This is a genomic window from Rhodovulum sp. HP10, assembly GCF_047553435.1.
Taxonomy (GTDB): domain Bacteria; phylum Pseudomonadota; class Alphaproteobacteria; order Rhodobacterales; family Rhodobacteraceae; genus Rhodovulum.
Genome location: NZ_CP180201.1, coordinates 1,742,150 through 1,763,681 on the forward strand (window position 1 = coordinate 1,742,150; position 21,532 = coordinate 1,763,681).

Annotated in this window: 22 protein-coding genes and 1 tRNA gene; 6 read left to right on the forward strand and 17 right to left on the reverse strand. The window is 66.7% G+C overall.

Annotated features, from left to right (window positions below; all coding sequences use genetic code 11):
• Positions 1-14 precede the first annotated feature (14 nt).
• A complete protein-coding gene (locus ACK8CO_RS08055) occupies positions 15-1,292 on the forward strand; it encodes a threonine/serine exporter family protein (RefSeq protein WP_414898784.1) in 1,278 nt (425 codons plus the stop codon).
• A gap of 9 nt (positions 1,293-1,301) precedes the next feature.
• Here the strand turns inward: ACK8CO_RS08055 and ACK8CO_RS08060 are convergent, their stop codons facing one another.
• Positions 1,302-2,159 (reverse strand): N-formylglutamate amidohydrolase, encoded by an 858-nt coding sequence (locus ACK8CO_RS08060; protein ID WP_231119195.1) that lies wholly within the window; start codon positions 2,157-2,159, stop codon positions 1,302-1,304.
• A gap of 152 nt (positions 2,160-2,311) precedes the next feature.
• Here ACK8CO_RS08060 and ACK8CO_RS08065 point away from each other — a divergent pair.
• The 4 genes from ACK8CO_RS08065 (at position 2,312) to ACK8CO_RS08080 (ending at position 5,781) form a co-directional block, all read left to right on the forward strand.
• Positions 2,312-2,386: transfer RNA gene (locus tag ACK8CO_RS08065), tRNA-Val, on the forward strand.
• A 90-nt stretch (positions 2,387-2,476) separates the two neighbouring features.
• Complete coding sequence (gene ykgO / locus ACK8CO_RS08070; protein ID WP_010141322.1) at positions 2,477-2,602, forward strand: type B 50S ribosomal protein L36; 126 nt, start codon at positions 2,477-2,479, stop codon at positions 2,600-2,602.
• A gap of 166 nt (positions 2,603-2,768) precedes the next feature.
• Complete coding sequence (locus tag ACK8CO_RS08075; protein WP_414898785.1) at positions 2,769-4,511, forward strand: PHA/PHB synthase family protein; 1,743 nt, start codon at positions 2,769-2,771, stop codon at positions 4,509-4,511.
• A 118-nt stretch (positions 4,512-4,629) separates the two neighbouring features.
• Entirely contained in the window at positions 4,630-5,781 is a 1,152-nt protein-coding gene (locus tag ACK8CO_RS08080) for a hypothetical protein (protein ID WP_414898786.1), read from the forward strand.
• A 60-nt stretch (positions 5,782-5,841) separates the two neighbouring features.
• Here the strand turns inward: ACK8CO_RS08080 and ACK8CO_RS08085 are convergent, their stop codons facing one another.
• The 16 genes from ACK8CO_RS08085 to ACK8CO_RS08160 form a co-directional block, all read right to left on the reverse strand.
• The gene (locus tag ACK8CO_RS08085) at positions 5,842-7,065 is read right to left on the reverse strand and encodes a phenylacetate--CoA ligase family protein (protein WP_414898787.1); all 1,224 of its coding nucleotides are present in this window, start codon (positions 7,063-7,065) and stop codon (positions 5,842-5,844) included.
• Between the two features lie 33 nt (positions 7,066-7,098).
• Positions 7,099-7,923: an ABC transporter ATP-binding protein gene (locus ACK8CO_RS08090; protein WP_080614985.1), complete on the reverse strand. Its 825-nt coding sequence runs from the start codon at positions 7,921-7,923 to the stop codon at positions 7,099-7,101.
• A 58-nt stretch (positions 7,924-7,981) separates the two neighbouring features.
• Positions 7,982-9,262 carry an ABC transporter substrate-binding protein gene (locus tag ACK8CO_RS08095; RefSeq protein WP_414898788.1) on the reverse strand — a complete coding sequence of 427 codons (1,281 nt, stop codon included), beginning with the start codon at positions 9,260-9,262 and terminating at the stop codon, positions 7,982-7,984.
• 64 nt (positions 9,263-9,326) lie between these two features.
• A complete protein-coding gene (locus tag ACK8CO_RS08100; protein WP_080614983.1) occupies positions 9,327-10,403 on the reverse strand; it encodes a branched-chain amino acid ABC transporter permease in 1,077 nt (358 codons plus the stop codon).
• Positions 10,404-10,775: a VOC family protein gene (locus tag ACK8CO_RS08105; protein WP_080614982.1), complete on the reverse strand. Its 372-nt coding sequence runs from the start codon at positions 10,773-10,775 to the stop codon at positions 10,404-10,406. It lies immediately after the preceding gene.
• On the reverse strand, positions 10,772-11,005 hold the full coding sequence (locus ACK8CO_RS08110) for a hypothetical protein (RefSeq protein ID WP_080614981.1): 234 nt from the start codon (positions 11,003-11,005) through the stop codon (positions 10,772-10,774). Before ACK8CO_RS08110 ends, ACK8CO_RS08105 begins: the two co-directional genes overlap by 4 nt.
• 1 nt (position 11,006) lies before the next feature.
• Positions 11,007-11,999: a branched-chain amino acid ABC transporter permease gene (locus ACK8CO_RS08115; protein ID WP_080614980.1), complete on the reverse strand. Its 993-nt coding sequence runs from the start codon at positions 11,997-11,999 to the stop codon at positions 11,007-11,009.
• Positions 11,992-12,816 carry an ABC transporter ATP-binding protein gene (locus tag ACK8CO_RS08120; protein ID WP_414898789.1) on the reverse strand — a complete coding sequence of 275 codons (825 nt, stop codon included), beginning with the start codon at positions 12,814-12,816 and terminating at the stop codon, positions 11,992-11,994. The genes ACK8CO_RS08115 and ACK8CO_RS08120 overlap by 8 nt, the downstream gene beginning before the upstream one ends.
• A gap of 5 nt (positions 12,817-12,821) precedes the next feature.
• The gene (locus ACK8CO_RS08125) at positions 12,822-13,175 is read right to left on the reverse strand and encodes a hypothetical protein (RefSeq protein ID WP_080614978.1); all 354 of its coding nucleotides are present in this window, start codon (positions 13,173-13,175) and stop codon (positions 12,822-12,824) included.
• Positions 13,172-15,337 carry an AMP-binding protein gene (locus ACK8CO_RS08130; RefSeq protein ID WP_414898790.1) on the reverse strand — a complete coding sequence of 722 codons (2,166 nt, stop codon included), beginning with the start codon at positions 15,335-15,337 and terminating at the stop codon, positions 13,172-13,174. The genes ACK8CO_RS08125 and ACK8CO_RS08130 overlap by 4 nt, the downstream gene beginning before the upstream one ends.
• 371 nt (positions 15,338-15,708) lie before the next feature.
• Positions 15,709-16,041: a DUF3775 domain-containing protein gene (locus ACK8CO_RS08135; protein ID WP_414898791.1), complete on the reverse strand. Its 333-nt coding sequence runs from the start codon at positions 16,039-16,041 to the stop codon at positions 15,709-15,711.
• Between the two features lie 69 nt (positions 16,042-16,110).
• Positions 16,111-16,854, reverse strand: coding sequence for an SDR family NAD(P)-dependent oxidoreductase (locus ACK8CO_RS08140; protein ID WP_231119193.1), 744 nt, complete (start codon positions 16,852-16,854; stop codon positions 16,111-16,113).
• Positions 16,851-17,405, reverse strand: coding sequence for a DUF3833 domain-containing protein (locus ACK8CO_RS08145; RefSeq protein ID WP_080614975.1), 555 nt, complete (start codon positions 17,403-17,405; stop codon positions 16,851-16,853). The genes ACK8CO_RS08140 and ACK8CO_RS08145 overlap by 4 nt, the downstream gene beginning before the upstream one ends.
• Positions 17,402-18,637 carry an MFS transporter gene (locus ACK8CO_RS08150; protein ID WP_414898792.1) on the reverse strand — a complete coding sequence of 412 codons (1,236 nt, stop codon included), beginning with the start codon at positions 18,635-18,637 and terminating at the stop codon, positions 17,402-17,404. The genes ACK8CO_RS08145 and ACK8CO_RS08150 overlap by 4 nt, the downstream gene beginning before the upstream one ends.
• Positions 18,637-19,401 carry a DUF1365 domain-containing protein gene (locus ACK8CO_RS08155; protein ID WP_414898793.1) on the reverse strand — a complete coding sequence of 255 codons (765 nt, stop codon included), beginning with the start codon at positions 19,399-19,401 and terminating at the stop codon, positions 18,637-18,639. The genes ACK8CO_RS08150 and ACK8CO_RS08155 overlap by 1 nt, the downstream gene beginning before the upstream one ends.
• Positions 19,398-20,690, reverse strand: a complete 1,293-nt coding sequence (locus tag ACK8CO_RS08160) for an NAD(P)/FAD-dependent oxidoreductase (RefSeq protein ID WP_414898794.1) — start codon at positions 20,688-20,690, stop codon at positions 19,398-19,400. The genes ACK8CO_RS08155 and ACK8CO_RS08160 overlap by 4 nt, the downstream gene beginning before the upstream one ends.
• A 179-nt stretch (positions 20,691-20,869) precedes the next feature.
• On the opposite strand from ACK8CO_RS08160, the gene ACK8CO_RS08165 reads away from it, so the two are divergent.
• Complete coding sequence (locus ACK8CO_RS08165) at positions 20,870-21,523, forward strand: sigma-70 family RNA polymerase sigma factor (protein ID WP_414898795.1); 654 nt, start codon at positions 20,870-20,872, stop codon at positions 21,521-21,523.
• Positions 21,524-21,532: the final 9 nt, after the last annotated feature.

A 21,532-nucleotide genomic window follows, 5' to 3' on the forward strand; every position in this document is an offset into this window, starting at 1 on the left:
CAGGCAGGCTAGCCATGACTGAAAGCACCGACCCCGTGGTGTTGCGCCACCGCCACCTCGAACAGATCGCGATGACCGCGTTGCAGGCGGGCGTTCTTCTGACCGAGACCGGCGGCAAGTCGCTGGTGGTGAGGGACGGCATGCGCAAGATCGCCCTCGGGCTCGGCGCCGAGGACGTGCATGTGCGGGTCGGCTTCGCCTCTCTGGCGCTGACCGTGACCCATGGCGGGAACAGCATCACCCGGATGACCGGCACCGGCGCGCATGGGGTCAACATGCGCATGAACCACGCCATCCGCGATCTCTGCGTCGCGGTCGAACGCGACGGTGCCACTACCGGAGAGGTCAGCGACGCGCTGGCCCGGCTCCGGGCGCAGACCCCGCATCACCCGCGGCTGCTGATCGCATTTGCCGCCGGCATCGCCTGCGCCGCCTTCGGGCGGCTTCTGGGGGTCGACTGGGCCGCCTTCGGGCCGGTGCTGGCGGCCGGCACGGCCGGGCAATGGGTCCGCGTGAGCCTGATGCGCCACGGCGCCAACCCCTTCGTCCTGACCGCAATCGTCGCCTGCCTCGCGGCGACGCTGGCCGGGCTCATGGCGATACCTGCGGGCAGCCACATGGTCGAGACGGCGATGACGGCGGCGGTCCTCCTGCTGGTGCCGGGGGTGCCGGCGATGAATGCCCAGACCGACATCATGGAAGGCCACCCGACCACCGGCAGCGCCCGCTTCGTGACGGTGGGGATGATCCTCATCTTCATCACCGTCGGCATCTCGGCGGCACGGCTTCTGGTGCCCGAGATGCCCGACGCGGTGTTCGAGCCGCAGCGCTCGGTCCTGCATCAGGCGGTGTTCGGCGCGGTCGCGGCGGCGGGCTTCGGCGTCTTGTTCAACTTCGACTGGCTGCGGCTGGCCTGGGCGGCGGCGGCCGGGGCGCTGGCGCTGGCGGTACGCACCCTCGGGCTGGATATGGGCTGGAGCCTCGAGGCCGCCTCCTTCGCCGCCGCGGCCGCGGTCGCGCTGGGGGTCGAGCTCCTGTCGCTGCCCCGGCTCAGGGTGGCGCGGATGGGAACCGCGCTGGCGGTGGCGGGCTGCATCCCGATGATCCCGGGCGGCGCGGCCACGCAATGCATCATCGGCCTGCTGAACCTGACCTCGCAGGATCCGGCCACCGCCGCACAGACGCTGGGCATGACCGCCTCGGCCGGACTTCGCGTGGCTTTCACCATCGGGGCCATCGGCGCCGGGCTGACCATCGTGCGCAGCCTGTTCCGGCGGTCGGATTTCGTCTGAAAGCCGGGCCTATTCGGCCGCCAGCGGCACGTCGTCGGGACGGCCGATCGCGCTCAGCGACGCCACCACCTCGCCCAGCACGCGCCGCAGCGGGTCGAAACCGGCATTGGGACGGATCTCGGCCTCGTCCATGTAAAGCGAGCGGTCGATTTCGACCTGCACCGCATGGCGTCGCCGCGCGGGCAGGCCGTAGCGCTGGGTGATATAGGCCCCGGCGAAGGGCGCGTTGCGCACGACCCGAAGCCCCGCAGCGGAAAAGGCCTGTTCGATCCGGTCGACGATCGCGGCACCGGCCGAGGTGCCGAAACGGTCGCCAAGCACCACCTCGGGGCGCGGCCGCCCACCCGACCGCGCGGTTTCGATCGCCTCGCGCGGCATCGAATGGCAATCGATCAGGATCGACTGGCCGAATCGGGCCATCGCCTCCTCGAGCAGCGCTTCGAGCTGGCGGTGATAGGGTCGCCAGCAGGTCTCGATCCGCGTTTCGGCCTCGGCCAGGGCGATCTTGCCGCGATAGATGCCGCGACCGTTTGCCACAACGCGGGGAATCACCCCGAGCCCCGAGCTGATCCGCGGATTGTGCCCGGTCATCCGGGCCCCCGAGATCACCGCCGGATCGAGTTCCTCGGCGGCCCGGTTGAGATCGACGAAGGCGCGCGGCACCGAAGCCGCGAGCAGCGGCGCGCCCTGCCCCGGCGCATCGGAGAACAGGATATCGATGAAGGCATCCTCGGAAGAGCGGATGGTGCGTTCGTCGAGCACCGTCTGGCGCAGGAACGAACTCGGGTAATCCCGCCCGCTATGGGGCGAGGAAAACACAATGCTGGTGGCCGGCCCGTCAGGCCGGAAAAGCTTGAACGCCTGCACGCCGCCAGGTCCTCCTCCGGACATTTATAATGGCATAATAGAGAAGACCAAAAGCCCTTGCACCCTCCTCCGACTCCTTTTATATACCTGCGGACCGACGCGGTCCTGCCCGCGTCCATTTTCTTTCGGAAGGGCAGGATGGTTTCGGAAACGGGCGGTTAGCTCAGCGGTAGAGCACTACGTTGACATCGTAGGGGTCACTGGTTCGATCCCAGTACCGCCCACCATCGAATTTCTGTCCCCGCGGCGCAAGGCCCGGGGACAGCCCTTGAAACCCACGAGGCGCACGGACGCGCCGCGACATGAGGAGAAGGCCGATGAAGGTCCGCAACTCGCTCCGCTCGCTCAAGCAGCGTCATCGTGACTGCCGCGTTGTGCGCCGCAAGGGCCGGGTCTATGTGATCAACAAGACCCAGCGCCGCTTCAAAGCCCGCCAGGGCTGAGCGCCGCAACAGGATCAGGTCACGTCGTGACCCGAAACGCTCCGGATCTCGGTCCGGAGCGTTTTTACGTTGCGGCAGGATTGTCGCGCCATGGCCCGATTGTTATCGCGGTTCTGACAGGCCGTTGCATCAGACCGGCCAGGGCAGAACGATGAAGAGGCAGGCCATGACCGCACCGAACGGCCATCCGGAATCCGACCATCCCTACGAGACCGCCGACCGGGCGGGCCGCGCGATCCTGGCGCGGATGACCTCGGGCACCTCGCCCAACGCGGCCGTTGCCGCCTGGGCAGACTGGGCCAGCCATCTCGCCCGCGCCCCCGGCCGCCAGATGGAGCTGGCCGAGCGCGCGCTTCACAACGGTGCGAAACTGGCCGCCCATGCCGCGGGCTGGTCGGCCGGGGACCCGCCGTTCCGGCCGCGCGCCGAGGATCACCGCTTTACCCATCCCGCCTGGTCGCGCCCGCCCTTCTCGCTGTGGCAGCAGGCCTTTCTGGCCGCGCAGGACTGGTGGGACGCCGCCGCCGAACCGGCCCGCGGCACCGACCCGCATAGCAGCGACCGGGTCGCCTTCATGGCGCGGCAGATGCTCGATATGCTGTCGCCCTCGAACATGCTGCTGACCAATCCCGAAATCCTGCAGGAAACGCTGCGCACCGGCGGGGCCAGCCTGATGCAGGGGCTGAAACACCTGACCGAGGATCTGGGCGCACAAGCCAAGGGCGATCCCGCCCCCGCCCCGGAGGGCTATGCGGTCGGCCGCAACCTCGCCGTCACCGAAGGCGAGGTGGTGTTCCGCAACGATCTGTTCGAGCTGATCCAATACGCGCCCCGGACCGCCACCGTGCATCCCGAGCCAGTGCTGATCGTGCCGGCCTGGATCATGAAATACTACATCCTCGACCTCAGCCCGGAAAACTCGCTGATCGCCTATCTGGTCGGGCAGGGCTTCACCGTCTTCGCGATGTCCTGGGTGAACCCCACGGCCGATTATCGCGACGTGTCGCTCGACGATTACCGCCGCGAGGGCGTGATGGCCGCGCTCGAGGCGGTCGGCAAGGTCGTGCCCGGGCAGAGGATCCATGCCTGCGGCTATTGCCTCGGCGGCACCATGCTGGCCATCGCCGCCGCCACCATGGCGCGCGAGGGCGACGAGCGGCTGGGCTCGATCACGCTGCTGGCGGCGCAGACCGACTTCACCGAACCCGGCGAGCTGATGCTGTTTCTCGATGAAAGCCAGGTGGCCTTCCTCGAGGACATGATGTGGGATCAAGGCTATCTGGCACAGGAGCAGATGGCGGGCGCCTTCCGGGCGCTGCGCGACGAGGATCTGGTCTGGAGCCGCGCGGTCCGGCGCTACCTGATGGGCAAGGAGAACGAGGGCTTCGACATCTCGGCCTGGAACGCCGATGCGACGCGAATGCCCGCGCGGATGCATTCCGACTATCTGCGGGCGCTGTTTCTCGACAACCGCCTGACCTCGGGCCGGTTCGCGGTCGAGGGAAGGGTGATCGCGCTCAAGGACATCCGGGCGCCGATGTTCGTGATCGGCACCGAGAAGGACCATATCGCGCCCTGGCATTCGGTCTACAAGGTCGCGCTCTTCACCCAGAACGAGCTGACCTTCGTGCTGACCAAGGGCGGCCATAATGGCGGCATCCTGTCCGAACCGGGCCACAAGGGCCGCCATTACCGCATCGGCTGCCGGACGCCCGACACCCGCTACATGGACCCCGACAGCTGGTATGCACGCCACCCGGCACAGGAAGGATCGTGGTGGCAGGAATGGGCGAAATGGCTGGCTGCAAGGACCGGCCCGGCCGAGGCCGCGCCGCCCGGGATGGGCGCCCCCGATGCCGGCCTGCCGCCGCTCTGCCCCGCGCCCGGCACCTATGTATTCATGACCTGAAGCCATTGTTCCGGTCAGGCCTTCCGCCGAGAAGAGCCATCGACGCGGACAAGCCGTGCGCCCGGAGCCGGACAGGACGCCGCCGGGCAGGCGCGGTACAGAGGACAGGCAGACCGATTTGAACACTCTTGGAAACGCACGCGCCCTGAAACTGGCCGGACTTGCCTACCTGGCGGTTCTCTCGTTGTTCCTCGTTCTGAACTCCTACGCCCGCAGTCATCACAACTGGGATGTCATCGGTTACACCGCCGTCGCCTACAGGCTGATGGGAGAAACCGGCACCGACCACCTTTCGACCCGGACCTATGAAGATATCCGCCGCGCGACCGCACCCGAGACCTTCGAGAAGCTGACCACCGGAGGCTATCGGGCGGCTGTCTACCAGGATCCCGAGGCGCTCCGCCAGCAGCTGCCGTTCTATTCCATCCGGCCGCTCTATGTGGCTCTGTCCATCGCGGGCTCGAAGCTCACCGGGACGATCGCAGACGGAACGGCACTGGTCTCGGCCCTGTGCGGCGGGCTTCTCCTGATCCTCGGATGGGTCGCCGTCTCTCCCAGATCGATCGCGGTCGCCGCGCTTCTCCCCTTTGCCCTGTACGAGGCCGGGCTTGGCTGCCTGGCGCGGCTCTCGACCCCCGACGGGCTGGCCGCACTGATCGCGCTTGCGGCGCTTCTGCTCTGTCAAAGGTACCCGCCCCCGGCAATGCTGCTTTTCGCGCTTCTTCCGCTGGCAAGGACCGATTTCGTCATCCTGCTGCCCTTCGCGGCGCTTCTGCTTCATGGTCGGGTTCCGCGCCTGTGGATCGCCGCGATGCTGGGCGCCGGAGCCGCGACCGTGTTCGGCCTGAACGCCGTCTCGGGCAATTACGGCTATCTTCGCGTCTTCGACTTCACCCTTGTCTCGGGACCTCAACCCTATCCCGCGGAGATGGAGCGGACGCTCGGGATGACCGACATCCTGGGGGCCTATGCCAGGGGCTTGCAGCGTCTCGTCTCGAAAGATACGGGAATGGTCGCGCTGATCCTCGGAACGGCAGCCTTTCTCGCCGCGAAGGCGATGCGGGGCCGCCTCGTCCCATTCGACAAGGCGGTCCTTGCCTCCATAGGTTTCGCGCTGCTGCACTTCCTAGCCTTCCCGTCCGGCTTTGCCAGGCACTACGTCCTGGCGGCTTGCCTCTGCCTGATCCTATGGGCGCGGCTGATCGACAGATGGTCGGTACAAAGGCAGCGTCGCAGCCCGGACAACGCAGGACAGCAGGCCGCAAGCTGACAGCCCGGGGCAGGCGAGACAAGGCGGGCGGGACAGGACGGGTGGGACAGGGCTGCGGCCTCAGTCGTAGCGTCGGGTATCCTCGATCACCAGACCGTCATTGGGCAGGCTGCCTGGCGCGACCAGCTCGACCGTTCCTTTCAGCTTCAGCACCTCGGCGACGCTGGCCGCGAAAGGCACGGGGTCGGTTGCCTCGGTCTCGAGCAGCACCGTCATCGTGTCGCGCTCGCCCGCGCGACCGACCACGACCCGTGCCTTCGTCACGTCGGGATGGCGTGCGACGAGATCGGCCACCTGCTCGGGGCGGACGAACATGCCCTTGATCTTGGCGGTCTGGTCGGCCCGGCCCATCCAGCCCCGGATGCGCATGTTTGTGCGCCCGCAGGGCGATTGCCCCGGCATCACCGCGGACAGATCTCCGGTCGCGAAGCGGATCAGCGGATAGTCGGGGTTGAGCGTCGTCACCACGACCTCGCCCACCTCGCCATCGGGCAGCGGATCGCCGGTGCCGGGGCGCACGATCTCGACGATCACGCCCTCATCGACGATCATCCCCTCCATCGCCGGACTTTCATAAGCGATATTGCCGAGATCGGCGGTGGCATAGCATTGCAGGCAGGCGATGCCCCGATCGGCATAGTCCTGACGCAGCGACGGGAACAACGCGCCTCCCGACACGACGGCGCGCCGGATGCGCGACAGATCCATCCCCAATGCGTCGGCCCGGTCGAGCAGCACCTTGAGGAAATCGGGCGTCCCGGCATAGGCGGTCACGCCAACATCGCGGGCGGCGCGCACCTGCAGCTCGGTCTGGCCGGTGCCAGCGGGCAGGACCGCAGCCCCGACGGCACGTGCGCCGTTCTCGAACATCATGCCGGCGGGCGTCAGGTGATAGCCGAAGCAGTTCTGCACGATGTCGCCCTCGCCGATTCCGGCGGCATGCAGGAAGCGGCCCAGCCGCCACCAGTTGGTGTTGACGCAGCCCGGTTCGTAGATCGGTCCGGGCGACTGGAAGACATGATCGAACTGACGCGCCTCCCAGGCGGTATAGCCGCCGAAGGGCGCATCGGCCGATTGCGCGGCGACGAGGCCCGACTTGCGCAGGACAGGCAGCGTCGCCAGGGCCTCGCGCGTGGTCAGGCTCAGCGGGTTCACCTCGGCCAGCGCCCCGGCATAGCCCGGCAGCGCACGGGCGGCCGCGACCAGCGCGGGCAGACATTCGGCCAGAGAGGCGGCGCGCTCGTCTTCCGAGCGGGTCTCGAGAGCGTCGAAAGAAACGGACATCGGTACTCCTTCGGTCACAGATGACAGGCAGCGTCAGCTCAGCCAGCGCTTGCGGCGGCGGTAGGAGCGCACATCGCGAAAGCTCTTGCGGCCCTGATCGGACATGCCGAGATAGAACTCCTTCACATCCGGGTTCTCGCGCAGATCGGCAGCCGGGCCGTCCATCACGATCCGGCCGGATTCGAGGATATAGCCGTAATGGGCATAGCGGAGCGCGACATTGGTGTTCTGCTCGGCCAGAAGGAAGGTCACGCCCTCGTTCTCGTTGACCGATTTCACGATCTCGAAGATCTGTTCGACAAGCTGCGGCGCGAGCCCCATCGAGGGTTCGTCCAGCAGGATCATCTGCGGCCGGCTCATCAGCGCGCGGCCGATGGCGACCATCTGCTGCTCGCCGCCCGAGGTATAGCCCGCCTGGGACTTCCGCCGCTCCTTCAGGCGCGGGAAATAACCATAGACCATCTCGAGATCGGCCTGGATCGCGGCGCGGCCATCGGTGCGGGTATAGGCGCCGGTCAGAAGGTTCTCCTCGACGGTCAGATGCTCGAAGCAATGCCGCCCCTCCATCACCTGGATCACGCCCGCCTTGACCAGATCGGCGGGGTTCAGATCCTGCACCCTCGTCCCGCGATAGAGGATCGAGCCCTTGGTGACCTCGCCGCGTTCCGACCGCAAAAGGTTCGAGATGGCCTTGAGCGTCGTCGTCTTGCCCGCGCCGTTGCCGCCCAGAAGGGCTGTGATGCCGCCCTTCGGCACCGACAGCGACACGCCCTTCAGCACCAGGATGACGTGATTGTAGATCACCTCGATATTGTTGAGCTCAAGCAGGGCCTCGTCCTGCGGCGCGGTATCGAACATGGGCGTTTTCCTCGAAGGCAAGGCCCCCGGCCGGGTCGTGGCCGGGGGCGGCGGGACGTCAGTCGCAGCGCGGCGTGATGCCGTTCTCGGCCGCGAAGGCCGTGGAATCGGCCTCGATGAGCGGCGCGATCACCTCGGCATCGGGGGCGATGAAATCGGTCAGCGGCACCCATTCCTTGTCGCCCGCGTTCCACTGCTGGACGATGGCCATGCCCGAACCGCCGTGATCGGCGCAGCTCACGGTGAATTCGGGGCCGATCCCCGGCATGCCCAGCGCCTCCATCCTGGCGGCGGTCATCTCCAGATGCTCCATCCCCTCGCGCATCATCGCCGCGTCGATCTGGGCGGTGCCGGTCATCTCCTGCGCCGTCTTCGCCGCCTCGACCGCCAGCATCGCCGCATACATGCCGCGGGTGTAAAGCACCGAGCCCACATACGAGCCGTCGCCCGCCGCCAGCCCCTTCTCGACGACATGAGTGCGGATATCGGCGAAGACCGGGTAATCGACCACCCGGTTCATGTTCAGCGCCTTGTAGCCATCGGCGGCCATGCCCGCGGAGGCCACGTCATGCTCGGCCCCGGCCCACCAGTTGCCGATGAAATGGTCCATCGGGAAACCGATATTGGCGGCCTCCTGGATCGCGACCTGGTTCATCACGCCCCAACCCCACATCACCACGACATCGGGCCGCTCGCGCCGGATCTGCAGCCATTGCGACTTCTGTTCCTGGCCGGGGCTGTCGACCGGGATCAGCGTCAGCCTGAAGCCGTGCTTCTTCGACAGCGCCTCGAGCGTCGGGATCGGCTCCTTGCCATAGGCCGAATTGTGATAGAGCAGCGTGATCTTCTTGCCCTCGAGGCTGCCGCCGTTCTCGTCCATCAGGTACTTGATGACGACCGAGGCCCCGTCCCAGTAATTGGCGGGATAGTTGAACACCCATTCGAAGACCTTGCCATTGGCGGCCGAGGTGCGGCCATAGCCCATGGTGTGCAGCGGGATGTGATCGGCCTCGACCTTCGGGATCAGCTGATAGGTGATGCCGGTCGAGAGCGGCTGGTAGATCAGCGCGCCATCGCCCTTGGTGGCCTCGTAGCACTCGACCCCCTTCTCGGTGTTGTAGGCGGTCTCGCATTCCGGCACCCGGGCCTTGACCCCGCCGATGCCGCCATCGCGTTCGTTCACCAGGGTGAAATAGTCTTGATAGCCGTCCGAGAACGGCACGCCGCCCGCGGCGAAGGGCCCGGTGCGGTAGCTGAGATCGGGGAATACCAGATCGGCCGCGGCAGGGCCCGCGGCCAGCAGGACGCCCAGTGCAAGCGGGGCCAGTCGGTTGGTCATGTCGTCACTCCTCCCTTGAAAATGCGTGCCGGGTTGACCCGGTCGGTCGCGCCTGCCCTGCCCGTCAATGCGGGAATGGCCAGAGCCTCAGCTTTTCCTTGCCGACCCGCCAGAGCTGGGCGAGCCCGTGCGGCTCGGCGATCAAAAAGCCGATGATCAGAGCCCCCAGGATCATCAGCTGGACATGGGCGGTCAGGTCGGTGGGCCAGCCGAGGCTGCCCACCAGCACGTTCTTCAGAAGGACCGGCAGCAGCACCAGGAAGGCCGCGCCCGCGAAGCTGCCGAAGATCGAGCCGAGCCCGCCGATGATGATCATGAAGAGGATGAGAAAGCTCTTCTGGATGCCGAAGGCCTCGCCCACCTCGACCGCGCCCAGATAGACCGCGAAGAACAGCGCCCCCGCGATGCCGATATAGAAGGACGAGACCGCGAAGGCCGTCAGCTTGGCCCTGAGCGGGTTCACCCCGATGATCTCGGCCGCGATATCCATGTCGCGGATCGCCATCCAGGACCGCCCCACCGTGCCCCGCGTCAGGTTGCGCGCGGCCCAGGCCAGAACCACGGCGAAGACGAGGCAGATCATGTATTGCGCCCAGGCCTCGACCCCGGCGCCGGTGACCGGCTGGCCGAAGACGCTGCGCGCGGGCGCCGAGATCTGCCCCGAGGCCGAGTAGTTGTAGAACCACGGCACCTTGTTGAAGAGCCAGACCAGGAAGAACTGCGCCGCAAGCGTCGCGACCGCGAGATAGAAGCCCTTGATCCGAAGCGAGGGCAGCCCGAACAGCACCCCCACCGCCGCCGTCACCAGCCCGCCGCCCAGGATGCAGAAGACGATGTTGAGATCGGGAAAGGCGGTCATCAGCTTGTAGCAGGCATAGGCGCCCACCGCCATGAAGCCGCCGGTGCCAAGCGAGAGCTGTCCGCAATAGCCAACGAGGATGTTCAGCCCGATGGCGGCGATGGCATAGATCAGGAAGGGCACGAAGATCGCGCTGGCCCAGTAATCGTCGATGACGAAGGGCACGACCGCGAAGGCCAGCACCAGCACCGCGTAATAGCGGTAGCGGTCGAAGCCTATCGGGAAGGTCTGGCTGTCATCCCGGTAGGAGGTCTTGAAATCGCCGGCCTCGCGGTAGAACATTCAGTCGACCTCCATGGCATCTTTCGGAAAATCCCCTTCGGGCGGCACCAGACAGAAGCGGTGCCCGGTGGGGGCCTGCATCACCACCCAGTCCTTGATCCGCGTGACCTCGACCGCGCCGAGGCCGGTCAGCCGGGCGCATTCGGCCTCGATATCGTCGGTCTCGATATCGAGATGCACGCGCGGGTCGTGACCGACCGCCTGCAGGATCACCTGCGGCGCGGCGGGCGGACCGCTCAGCCGGGCATAGCGCCCGTCCTCGACCAGGGCGCCCTCGCGCCCCAGCGCCGCCGACCAGAAGGCCAGCGCCGGCCCCAGATCGTCGGTCCGGCAGTCGATGCAGAGCCCGCCGATCCGGGTGCGGTGGCTCATAGCGGCCTCCGGACCCGGGCGGCCCCCTTCGGCACGGTCCGGATCACCGGCCGCTTGCCGCGCACAAGCCGCACCCAAGACAGCATCCCGGCAACGAAGCCCGCGAAGGCCAGAAGCCCGTAGGCCACCGACATCCATTCGGCGTCGTTGACCGAGGCCAGCGCGAGATAGGCAAACACATAGAAGACCCCCCAACCGATCACACAGGTAATGGCATAGAGCTTTTGCATGTCAGACCCTTTCGATGATCCTCTCTCCGAACAGGCCCTGCGGCCGGAACACCAGAAACACCAGCGCCAGGACATAGGCGAACCAGTTCTCGGTCGCGCCGCCGATCATCGGACCGATGGTGTATTCGAACAGCTTCTCGCCGACCCCTATGATCAGCCCGCCGACGATGGCGCCCGGGATCGAGGTGAAACCGCCCAGCATCAGGACCGGCAGCGCCTTCAGCGCGATCAGCGACAGGCTGAACTGCACGCCGGACTTGGCGCCCCACATGATCCCCGCGACCAGCGCCACGATGCCCGCGATGGACCAGACCAGCACCCAGATGAAGCGCAGCGAGATGCCGACCGACAGCGCCGCCTGATGGTCGTCGGCCACCGCCCGCAGCGCCCGGCCCTGCTTGGAATATTGCGAGAACAGCGTCAGCGAGATCACCAGCACCGCCGCGACCAGCGTCGCCACGATATCGAGCCTGTCGATGAAGAAGCCGTAGAACTCCTCGCTGCCCCAGCCCGCGGTGGCCTGTTCGAGCCAGGCGCTGCCCCCTTGCGGCAGCCCCACATCCAGCGTCTTGATGTCGGCGCCCCACATGATGTCGCCGAACCCCTCGAGGAAATAGGCCAGGCCGATCGTGGCCATGAACAGGATGATCGGCGCCTGGTTGACCAGATGCTTGAGGATCAGCCGCTCGATGGCGATGGCCAACAGCACCATCACCCCGACCGTCAGAACGATGGCCACAACCGCCGGAAGCTGCCAGCCGAACCGGTGCAGATCGGTGCCGAAGGCCGCGTTGATCAGATGGGCGAAGGGCACCTGCCCCTCCTGCAGCCCGACCAGCGTCAGCGCCGCGAAGAGCGCCAGCACCCCTTGGGCGTAGTTGAAGATGCCGGATGCCTTGAAGATCAGGACGAAGCCCAGCGCCACCAGCGCATAAAGCACGCCTGCCATCAGCCCGTTGATCATCACCTCGACGGCGTAAAGCAGATCAGTCATGGGCCACCCCCAGATAGGCGTCGATCACGTCCTGGCTGGCGCGCACCTCCTCGGGCGGGCCGTCGCCGATCTTGCGGCCGTAATCCATCACCACCACCCGGTCGGAAAGGTCCATGACCACGCCCATGTCATGCTCGATCAGGACGATGGTGGTGCCGAATTCGTCGTTCACATCGAGGATGAAGCGCGACATGTCCTCCTTCTCCTCGACATTCATCCCGGCCATCGGCTCGTCCAGCAACAGAAGCCGCGGCTCGGCCGCCAGGGCCCGGCCCAGCTCCACCCGCTTCTGCAATCCGTAGGGCAGACGGCCCACGGGCGTCTTGCGGATATGCTGGATCTCGAGGAAATCGATGATCTTCTCGACTGCGGCGCGGTGCTCGCTTTCCTCGCGCTCGGCCGGCCCCCACCACAGCGCCTGCGCCAGCAGCGAGGACCTCATCCGGGTGATCCGGCCGGTCATGATATTGTCGAGCGTCGACATGCCGGAAAACAGCGCGATGTTCTGGAAGGTCCGGGCGATGCCCTGCCGCGCGACCCTGTAGGGCCGCATCGGCGGACGGCGCGCGCCCTCGAACCAGACCTCGCCTTCCGAGGGCCGGTAGAAGCCCGAAATCACGTTCAGCATCGAGGACTTGCCCGCGCCGTTCGGGCCGATGATGGCGCGGATCTCGCCCTCGCGGATGTCGAAGGAGATGTCCTTGATCGCGACCACGCCGCCAAAGCGCAGGGTGATGTTCCTCAGCTCCATCAGCACCGGACCGATGGCACGGCCATCCTCGGTAAGCTGACCCTCGTCCGGCTTCGGAGGTGCCATCCGGTTCATACCGCGGCCAGAAGTTTCGTCACCGCCATGCGCAGCCCCGAGCCCAGCACGGTCGCAGCGCCATAGACGAAGACCATGGTGACGAGATTGGCCAGCCCGTAGCGCAGCGCATGCGACAGCGGCGCAAGCCGGCTGCCTTCGGGCATTGCCGGTTCCTGCGGCACCCGGATCTGGGCAAAGACCGCCAGCGCCAGCGAAAAGACCGCGGCCAGCGCCCAGAACCCGGCGCCGAAGGCCACCATCGCGGTCAGCACGGCGAAGCTGATCCAGAGCACATCCTTCTGGGCCCGTCCGAACGGGATCTGCCAGTCGAGCGAAGGCATCGGGATCGTGGGTCGGTTCTCGGTCATTCCGCGGCCACCTTGTCATGGGATTGCACCGGAAAGCAGCGCGCGTCCCGGATCTTGAGGGTGGCCCGGATGCGCCCCTTGCGCCCGTCCTCGTAGGTCACCTCGGTTTCGGTGTGTTTCTCGGCCGAGCCGTCATAGAGCGCGGTCACCAGATCGGCATATTTCTCCTCGATGATGCGGCGGCGGACCTTGCGGGTGCGGGTCAGTTCGCCGTCATCGGCGTCAAGCTCCTTGTGCAGCACCAGAAACCGGCGGACCTGACAGCCCGACAGCATCTCGTCCCCGGCAAGCGAGCGGTTGACCTCCTCGACATGCGACTTGATCGTCTCAAGCACGCGCGGATGCCCGGCCAGTTCCTGGTAGGAGGCATAGGCGATGTTGTTGCGCTCGGCCCAGTTGCCGACCGCGGTGAGGTCGATGTTGATGAAGGCGGTGCAGATCCCGCGCCCGGCGCCGAAGACCACTGCCTCGAGGATGTCGGGAAAGAATTTCAGCTTGTTCTCGACATATTTCGGCGCGAACAGCGCGCCATCGGCCATCCGGCCCACATCCTTGGCGCGGTCGATGATCCTCAGATGCCCGCTGGCCTCTTCGAAGAAGCCGGCATCGCCCGTCGCGACCCAGCCTTCGGCATCCTTGGTCGAGGCGGTGCTTTCGGGGTTCTTGTAATATTCGACGAAGGTGCCGGGGCTGCGATAGAACACCTCGCCATTCTCGCCGATCCTGACCTCGACGCCGGGGCTCGGCACGCCCACGGTGTCGGACCGGACCTGCCCGTCGGGCTGCTGGGTGATGAAGACCGACGCTTCGGTCTGGCCGTAAAGCTGTTTGAGGTTGATGCCGAGCGAGCGGTAGAATTCGAAGATCTCGGGGCCGATGGCCTCGCCCGCGGTATAGGCCACCCGGATGCGCGACAGGCCCAGCGTGTTTTTGAGCGGCCCGTAGATCAGAACCTCGCCGGTGCGATACTCGAAATAATCCCGCAGCGGTTTGGGATAGAGGTTCAGCAAAGGCCCCCGCGCCCGGTAATGCTTTCGCGCCTCCAGCGGATGGCGCAGCCGCACGAGGAAGCCCCGCAGCGCGTTCTCGGCCAGAGTCTCGATCGCGAAGCCGATCCCCATCGCATAGCGATAGACCCAGCGGACGCGGCGCCGCAGCGTCGGCCGCGACTGCCTGCGGCGATAGCGCGGCATCCCGAAGCGTTCGCCGGTGCCCTTGGCGAACTCCATGAAATGCCTGAAAAGCGCGTGTTTCAGATCGCCCGCATCCTCCATCCGGATCATCACGCTGGTCAGCATGGTCTCGAAGATCCGGGGCGGCGCGAAGAAATAGGTGGGCCCGATCTCGCGCAGGTCGGTCATCATCGTGTCCGGGCTTTCGGGGCAGTTGACGCAGAAGCCCGCCACCATGGCCTGACCGATGGAGAAGATGAAATCGCCGACCCAGGCCATCGGCAGATAGGCCAGCACCTCCTCGTCCTGGCCCAGATGGTCGAAGGCGACCGAGGCCTTCGCGGTCTCGATGATGTTGCGGTTCGACAGCACCACGCCCTTGGGCTTGCCGGTGGTGCCCGAGGTGTAGAGCATGACGCAGGTCGTGTCCCAGCCCTGCTCGGCGATGCGGGCGTCAAGCTCGGGTTCAAGACGGCGATGCGCCGCGCGGCCCTCGTCGCCGATATCGTGCAGCCAGTTCAGATGGCTGTGGTCGTATTTCCGCATGCCGCGCTTGTCGTTGTAAAGCACATGCTCGACGCCTGGCGCGCGGTCGCGGATCTCGATGACCTTGTCGACCTGTTCCTGATCGCCGCAGACGACGAAGCGGGCGCCGCAATGGTCCAGCACATAGGCCATCTCTTCGGCCACCGCGTCCTGGTAAAGCGGCACCGGCACCGCGCCGCACATCTGGGCGGCCACCATCGCCCAGTAATGCGCAGGCCGGTTGCGGCCGATCACGGCGACATGGTCGCCCCGCGCCATTCCCAGCGCCAGAAAACCCAGCGCCATCGCCCGGATCTCGTCCGCCGCCTCGGCCCAGGTCCAGGCTTGCCAGATCCCGAATTCCTTCTCGCGATACGCGGGACGGTCGCCGTAGCGCGACACGTTGCGGGCAAGCAGCGCGGGAATGGAGCATAATTCATCCGTCGACGCGCCGCGTGTTGCCAAATTTCATCCTCCCCTGCGTCGGCGGCCGGTCACGCCCGCGTTGATCGCGGATCGGACCGTCTCCGGAGAGGCGGGCCCGGATCGACCGGAGCCCGCGGACCGGGCCGGATATTCCGGCCGCCTCGGCGGCGTATCATGCGCCAGGTTTCCTCATCGCGCTTCGGATAAACGGCCCCTCGGGGCCTCCTCCACACCGAAGCGTCAACGCAGAGTTGCGCATGCCCAAAGGCCGGTCAAGGGAAAGGTTATATAATTGCGCAATGTCTCGCTGCGGAGGAAATTATTCCATAGGCCGCAGCAAGATACGCAAAGGCGGCGCGCTGAGGATTCGGCGCGCCGCGTGACGGATGCCGACAGGCTCCGTCACGCCGTCAGCGCTCGAAGAACTCTTCCTCGACATCGGCCGGGCTGATCCCGATGGCTTCGAGACCGGCTTCGAGATAATCGGCAAAGAGCGGCATGTTGACGAGGTAATCCTCGGTCGGCGAGGTCGCCTCGGCCTTGGCGGTGGTGATCGCTTCTTCAAGCTCGTCCGCCTCGAAGGTCTCGCGGCCGATCCAGGTCAGCGCCACCAGGCTTGCCTTCTCGTCATCGTTCATGGCCGCGATGAAGCCGCGCAGCTCAGCCTCGCCCAGACGTTTCTCGCGGGCCTGAAAGATCACCTGCACCACCTTGCTGGGGCTGATTTCCAAGAGCTCTTGCATGGGTCGTCATACTCCTACGGCACGGGCGCTCAGTGTCGCCCGGGCCCGTCGCAGAGGCAAGGGCAAGTCTCAGCTCCTGCGCCCAAAAAGCGGAAAATAAAGCCAGTCGGGCAGAAGCTGGGCCAGACGCAGAATCCACGAGAACAGGGTCGGGAAGCTGCGCGACATCGCATCCGACATCATCAGCTCGACATATTCATGCGCGGCATCCTCGGGCGACATGATGAAGGGCATCTTGAAGTCGTTCTTGTCGGTCAGCCGGGTCTTGACGAAGCCCGGATTCGCGACCTGGACCTTGACCCCGGTGCCGCGCAGATCGACCTGCAGGCTTTCGCCCAGCGACATCAGGCCGGCCTTGGAGGCGCCATAGCCGATCGCCCCGGGCAGGCCGCGAAAACCCGCGAGGCTGCCGGTCAGAACGATGTGGCCGCGATCGCGCGCCACGAACCAGGGCACGACATGGCCCAGCACCCGGGCCGCGCCCATCAGGTTGACGTCAAGCATGGTCTCGACCTGCTCGGCATTCCAGTCCCCGGCCGTCATCGGCCAGTAGGCGCCCGAGACATAGATCACGCCGTCGATCTCTCCGACCGCCTCGACCGCGGCCTTGACCGCCGCCGCATCGGTCACGTCAAGCGGCACCACATCGGCCTTGCGCGGCAGCGATGCGGCCAGCTCCTTCAGCCGGTCCTCGCTGCGGGCGCTGAGCACGAGAGTGACCCCGAGCGCCCCCAGCCGTTCTGCCAGAGCGCGGCCGATGCCCTCGCTCGCCCCGATGATCCAGTAGCGTTTTCCGATCCAGTCCGTCGTCACGCGGCCTCCTTCGGGCGCATCGTCGCCACCAGCTCGGCAACCAGGAAGCCGAACTTGCGGAACTGGCTGCGATTAATGATCGCCCCGTTTTCCATCAGATACATCCAGTCGGTCACCGCCAGCACATGCCCGCCCGAATCCTCGGGCAGCCGGATGCGGTAGCGGAGGTGTACCCCCGATCCCTGCTGCATTCCATGCCCGGAGCCAACCAGATCGGGAGCATCGGCGGCAATCGTGCCATCATTTGCAAGTTTGAAGGACCATCTGCGACTCTGGGTAGCACCGCTGTCATACCGGAACTCCTCGGTCATCGTTCCCGAATTGCCCTCCCATCGGGCAAGGAAATCTCCGGTGAAGCGCGACACCACCCGGCCGGTCGGCCCGTAGATCACGCCCTCGCAGAGGATCGGCCCGTCCAGATGGCGGCGCAGGTCGAATTCGGGTCCCTCATCCCGGTAATCGGCGGGTTTCTGCCCCGGAAATCCGAGATAGCGGGCCTTGGCCGCGACCAGGGCCAGCGCCAGGGCCAGCCCGAGAACGAATGCGATCATCCGATCGTCTCCCTGTTGAGCGGCGTCGCGACCAGAAGGGCGACCGCCACGAGTTTGAGGACGCAGGGCAGGGCTGCGTAAAGCAGGCTCAGAAGCACCAGCGCCCGCTCCGGAGAGCTCTCCCCTCCGGGCTCGAACCCCGCCGCCTGCAGCAGCGGCAGCACCGCCACGGCCGCGAGGGCGAGGGTGAATTTCGACACGAAGGACCACAGCCCGAAGGCCTGCCCGGCATTGGGCGCGATCCGCGCCATGCGCCCGGCAAAGATCGCGGGCAGCAGGGTCATGTCGGCGCCGAGCGCCGCGCCCGAGGCGACGCAGATCGCCGCGAAGGCCAGCCCGTCGCCGGTGCCCAGGAACGTCGCGAAGCCGAAGGCCAGGATCGACAACCCCATCCCCGCCAGCAACGCGGGCTTCTCGCCGAACCGCCGTGCCGCCCGCCCCCAGCCGGGTGCCGAGGCCGCGGCCGAGAGGAAGAACAGCACCAGAAGCGGCCCCTCCCATCCGGGCAGGCCAAGACGGCTTTCGACGAAGAACAGGAACAGCGTCGAAGTCACGGCGACGGGCGTGGCATTGATCAGCGCCAGAAGCAGAAGCCGCCGCGCCACCGGATCGGCCAGAACCTCGCGCCAGCCCGATGTCTCGGGCGCGGCGGGCAGGGACCAGTCCCGCCACATCGCGACCGTGGCGATTGCCGCGAGCCCGGCAAAGCCCAGCGCGAAGCCAGCGAAGGGCGCGCCGGTCGCCGACAACAGCAGCGTCGGCGCGACGGCGGCGGCCGAAACGCCCAGAAGCCCGCCGGTCTCGCGCCAGGCCGCCAGCCGGACATGGCCGCCCGGCCCCATGCGGCCCGCCCGCGCCACGCCCTGGGCGTAGAAGGTGATGGTGAGAAAACTGAAGGCGGTGAAGAGCCCGGTCAGGCAGAGCGCGAACCACACAAGCGGCGCGACCGGCGGCACGACCGCGAACAGCGCGCCCATCGAGGCCACCAGCAGCGCCACCGCCGCCAGCACCGCGAGCGACCGCCAGCGGTGCAGACGTTCCGACAGCCAGCCCAGCGCCGGGTCCTGCACCACGTCAAGCAGCCGGAGCCCGAACAGCACGCTGCCCAGCGCCGCAAGGCTCACCCCGTACTGATCGACATAGAATTTCGGCGCGTGGATATAGATCGGCAGACCCGCCGCAGCCAGCATCGCGGCAAAGACCGCATAGCCCGGCAGCGGCGCTGCCCGCATCAGCTCAACTCTTCTGCGGGCGGTTCGGGCCGGGTCCGGTATTTCGCGCCCTTCAGGAACAGCACAAGCGCATGCCAGTGGATCAGCACCAGCACCCGGCGCGAGCCGAACGGCCGGCGCAGCGCGCTTTTCAGCATCGACCAGCGGCTGAGCGGCCGACGCGGGCCGGTCAGGGTGGCGTAGAGCCCCTCTTCGGCATCGGCGGAATAGTCGATCCAGATCCCCACCCGGTCGGGCCGGATATCGAAGCGGAAGCGGTAGCCCCCGGCAATCGGCAGGAATGGCGAGACATGCAGGATCTTGGTCGCGGTCAGGATGTCCGAGGGCGAGATCGGGCGCTGGTCGGGATGGCAGCACAGATAGCAATGCCGGTCGCCGAAGGTGTTGTTGACCTCGGCGATCACCGCGCGCAGCTGGCCCTCGGTGTCGTGACAGAGCCAGAAGCTGACCGGGTTGAATTCATGGCCCAGCACCCGCGGCAAGGTCATCAGCTCGATCTTTCCGCGGATCGCGAACAGATCGCGCGCCTTCAGCACCTCGCGCACCCAGGCCGCGCCACGGCCCTGCCCCTTGGGCCCGCCATGATCGCTGTCGAGCACCGCCATCGGCTTGCCGGGCCCCCGCCCGAACCAGCCCGGCGCCTTCAGCTCCTGCGCCTCGGCGTCGAACAGCACGTAATCGACCGTATGGCTCAGCTTGTGCCCGACCCGGCCGCGCCGCTGGTGAAAGGTCTTGCCCCGAATATGCTCTACAATTGCCGTCATGCCGCCACCGCCTCGGGCCGCCCGCCAAGCATGGCCTCGGCCACATCCACAGCGCTGGCCAGCCCGTCCTCATGAAATCCGTTCCGCATCCAGGCGCCGCAGAACCAGGTGCGGTTGGTCCCGTTCATCCGCCGCACCGCCTGTTGCGCCTCGAGCGCGCCCCGGTCATAGACCGGATGCCGGAAGGTCGCCGTGTCATAGATCAACTCGTCGCGGATCGGCCGCCGGCTGTTCAGCGTCACGAAGAGCGGATCGTCCTTCGGGATCGGCTGCAGCGAATTCATCCAGTAGGTCAGGTCGATCCGGTCGGCCCGGGCGCCGGACGCCTCGGCATAGTTCCAGCTCGACCAGACCGCGCGGCGTTTCGGCATCAGCGCCGGATCGGCATGCAGCACCGCCTCATTGGGCTGGTAGCGCACCGCCGACAACGCCGCGCGTTCCTCGGGCGTGGCATCGGACAGCATCGCCAGACTGTCATCGGAATGGGTCGCGAAGACCACCTCGTCGAACCGGTCCCATTCCCCGCCCCGGGCCCGGATCTCGGCGCCCTCGGCATCGCGGCGCACCGCCTCGACGGGCGCGGCCTTGCGGATCTCGACATCGGCTGCGGCCAGCGCCGCCTCGAGCCTGCGCACATATTCGACCGAGCCACCCTCGACGGTGTACCACTGATGCTGCCCCGAAGTGCTGAGCAGCGCGTGATTGTCGAAGAAGCGGATCAGCGCCTGGGCCGGAAAATCGAGAATGCCCTGGCTGGGCGTCGACCAGATCGCCCCCGAGAGCGGCAGCAGATAGCGGTCGCGGAACCAATCGCCGGTGCCGAGTGCGGCCAGGAAATCGCCCAGGGAGACCGACGGGTCGCGGGCCTCTTCCATGGCGCGGGCATTGAAGCGGGTGACATCGCGCAGCATGCCCCAGAAGCGCGGGTTCAGCGCATTGGCGGGCTGGGCGAAGACCGCGCGCAGGTTCTTCAGCCCGTATTCGAAGGCCCCGCCATCGAAGGAGGCGCCAAAGCTCATGTCGGATTTCGCAACCGGCACGCCGAGCTTTTCGAACAGCCGCACCATATGCGGGTAATTCACCCGGTTGAAGACGATGAAGCCGGTATCGACCGCCCGGTCGCCATGGCGCCCGGCCAGAACCGTGCGGGCATGGCCGCCCAGCCGCCCCTCGGCCTCGAACAGCGTCACCCGGGCCGTCCCGGCCAGAAGATGTGCGGCGCCCATCCCCGAGATGCCGCCTCCGATCACGGCGATCCGCCGCCGCCCGCCCGCGCTGTCGATTGGCATGTGACTGTTGCTCCTGTCTGTCCCGTCGGTCGGATATGGGCTTTGGGGCGCCCCTGTCCAGAACCTGTCCGGAACCTGGGCGGCTTTGTCCGACCCGGGGCCGGGCAAGGTGATTTCTGCGACCGGGCATTTTTCCCGCCGAAAGTGATCCGGATCGCCGCCTGCCGCGTAACAATGACATGTTGCACGGCTCGCATGCCAGCCAGAAACCGGATGAAGCCGGGGCGCTACCGCCCTATCCTGGCTTCGATGAGGGACCTGTCAGCATTGCCGAGGCAAGAGTCGTGACCGAAAGACAGACCGCCGACACCCAATGGGTGACATGTGTGGAGAGGATCGGGGCGTCGGGGGATCAGACCGCCTTTGCCCGCCTGTTCGCGCATTTCGCCCCCCGGGTGAAAGCGTTTTTGATGAAATCCGGGGCAGACGAGGCCCTGGCCGAGGAATGCGCGCAGGAGGTGATGGCCACGGTCTGGCACAAGGCGCATCTGTTCGATCCCGAACGGGCCAGCGTGGCGACATGGATCTTCACCATCGCCCGCAACCGCCGGATCGACGTGCTGCGCAAGCAGCGGCGCCCTGAGCCCGAGGATCTTACCTGGGGGCCGGATCACGCCCCCGACCAGGCCGAGACGGTCGCGCTGCAACAGGAGACGGAACAGCTCGGAGAAGCGCTGAAGGCGCTTCCCGAGGCCCAGAGGGTGCTGATCGAACGGGCCTATTTCGGCGAGCTCTCGCATCGCGAGATCGCGGCCGAGACCGGCCTGCCGCTTGGCACGATCAAATCGCGGATCCGGCTGGCGCTGGAGCGCCTGCGCCACGAAATGACATGAGGAAGACGA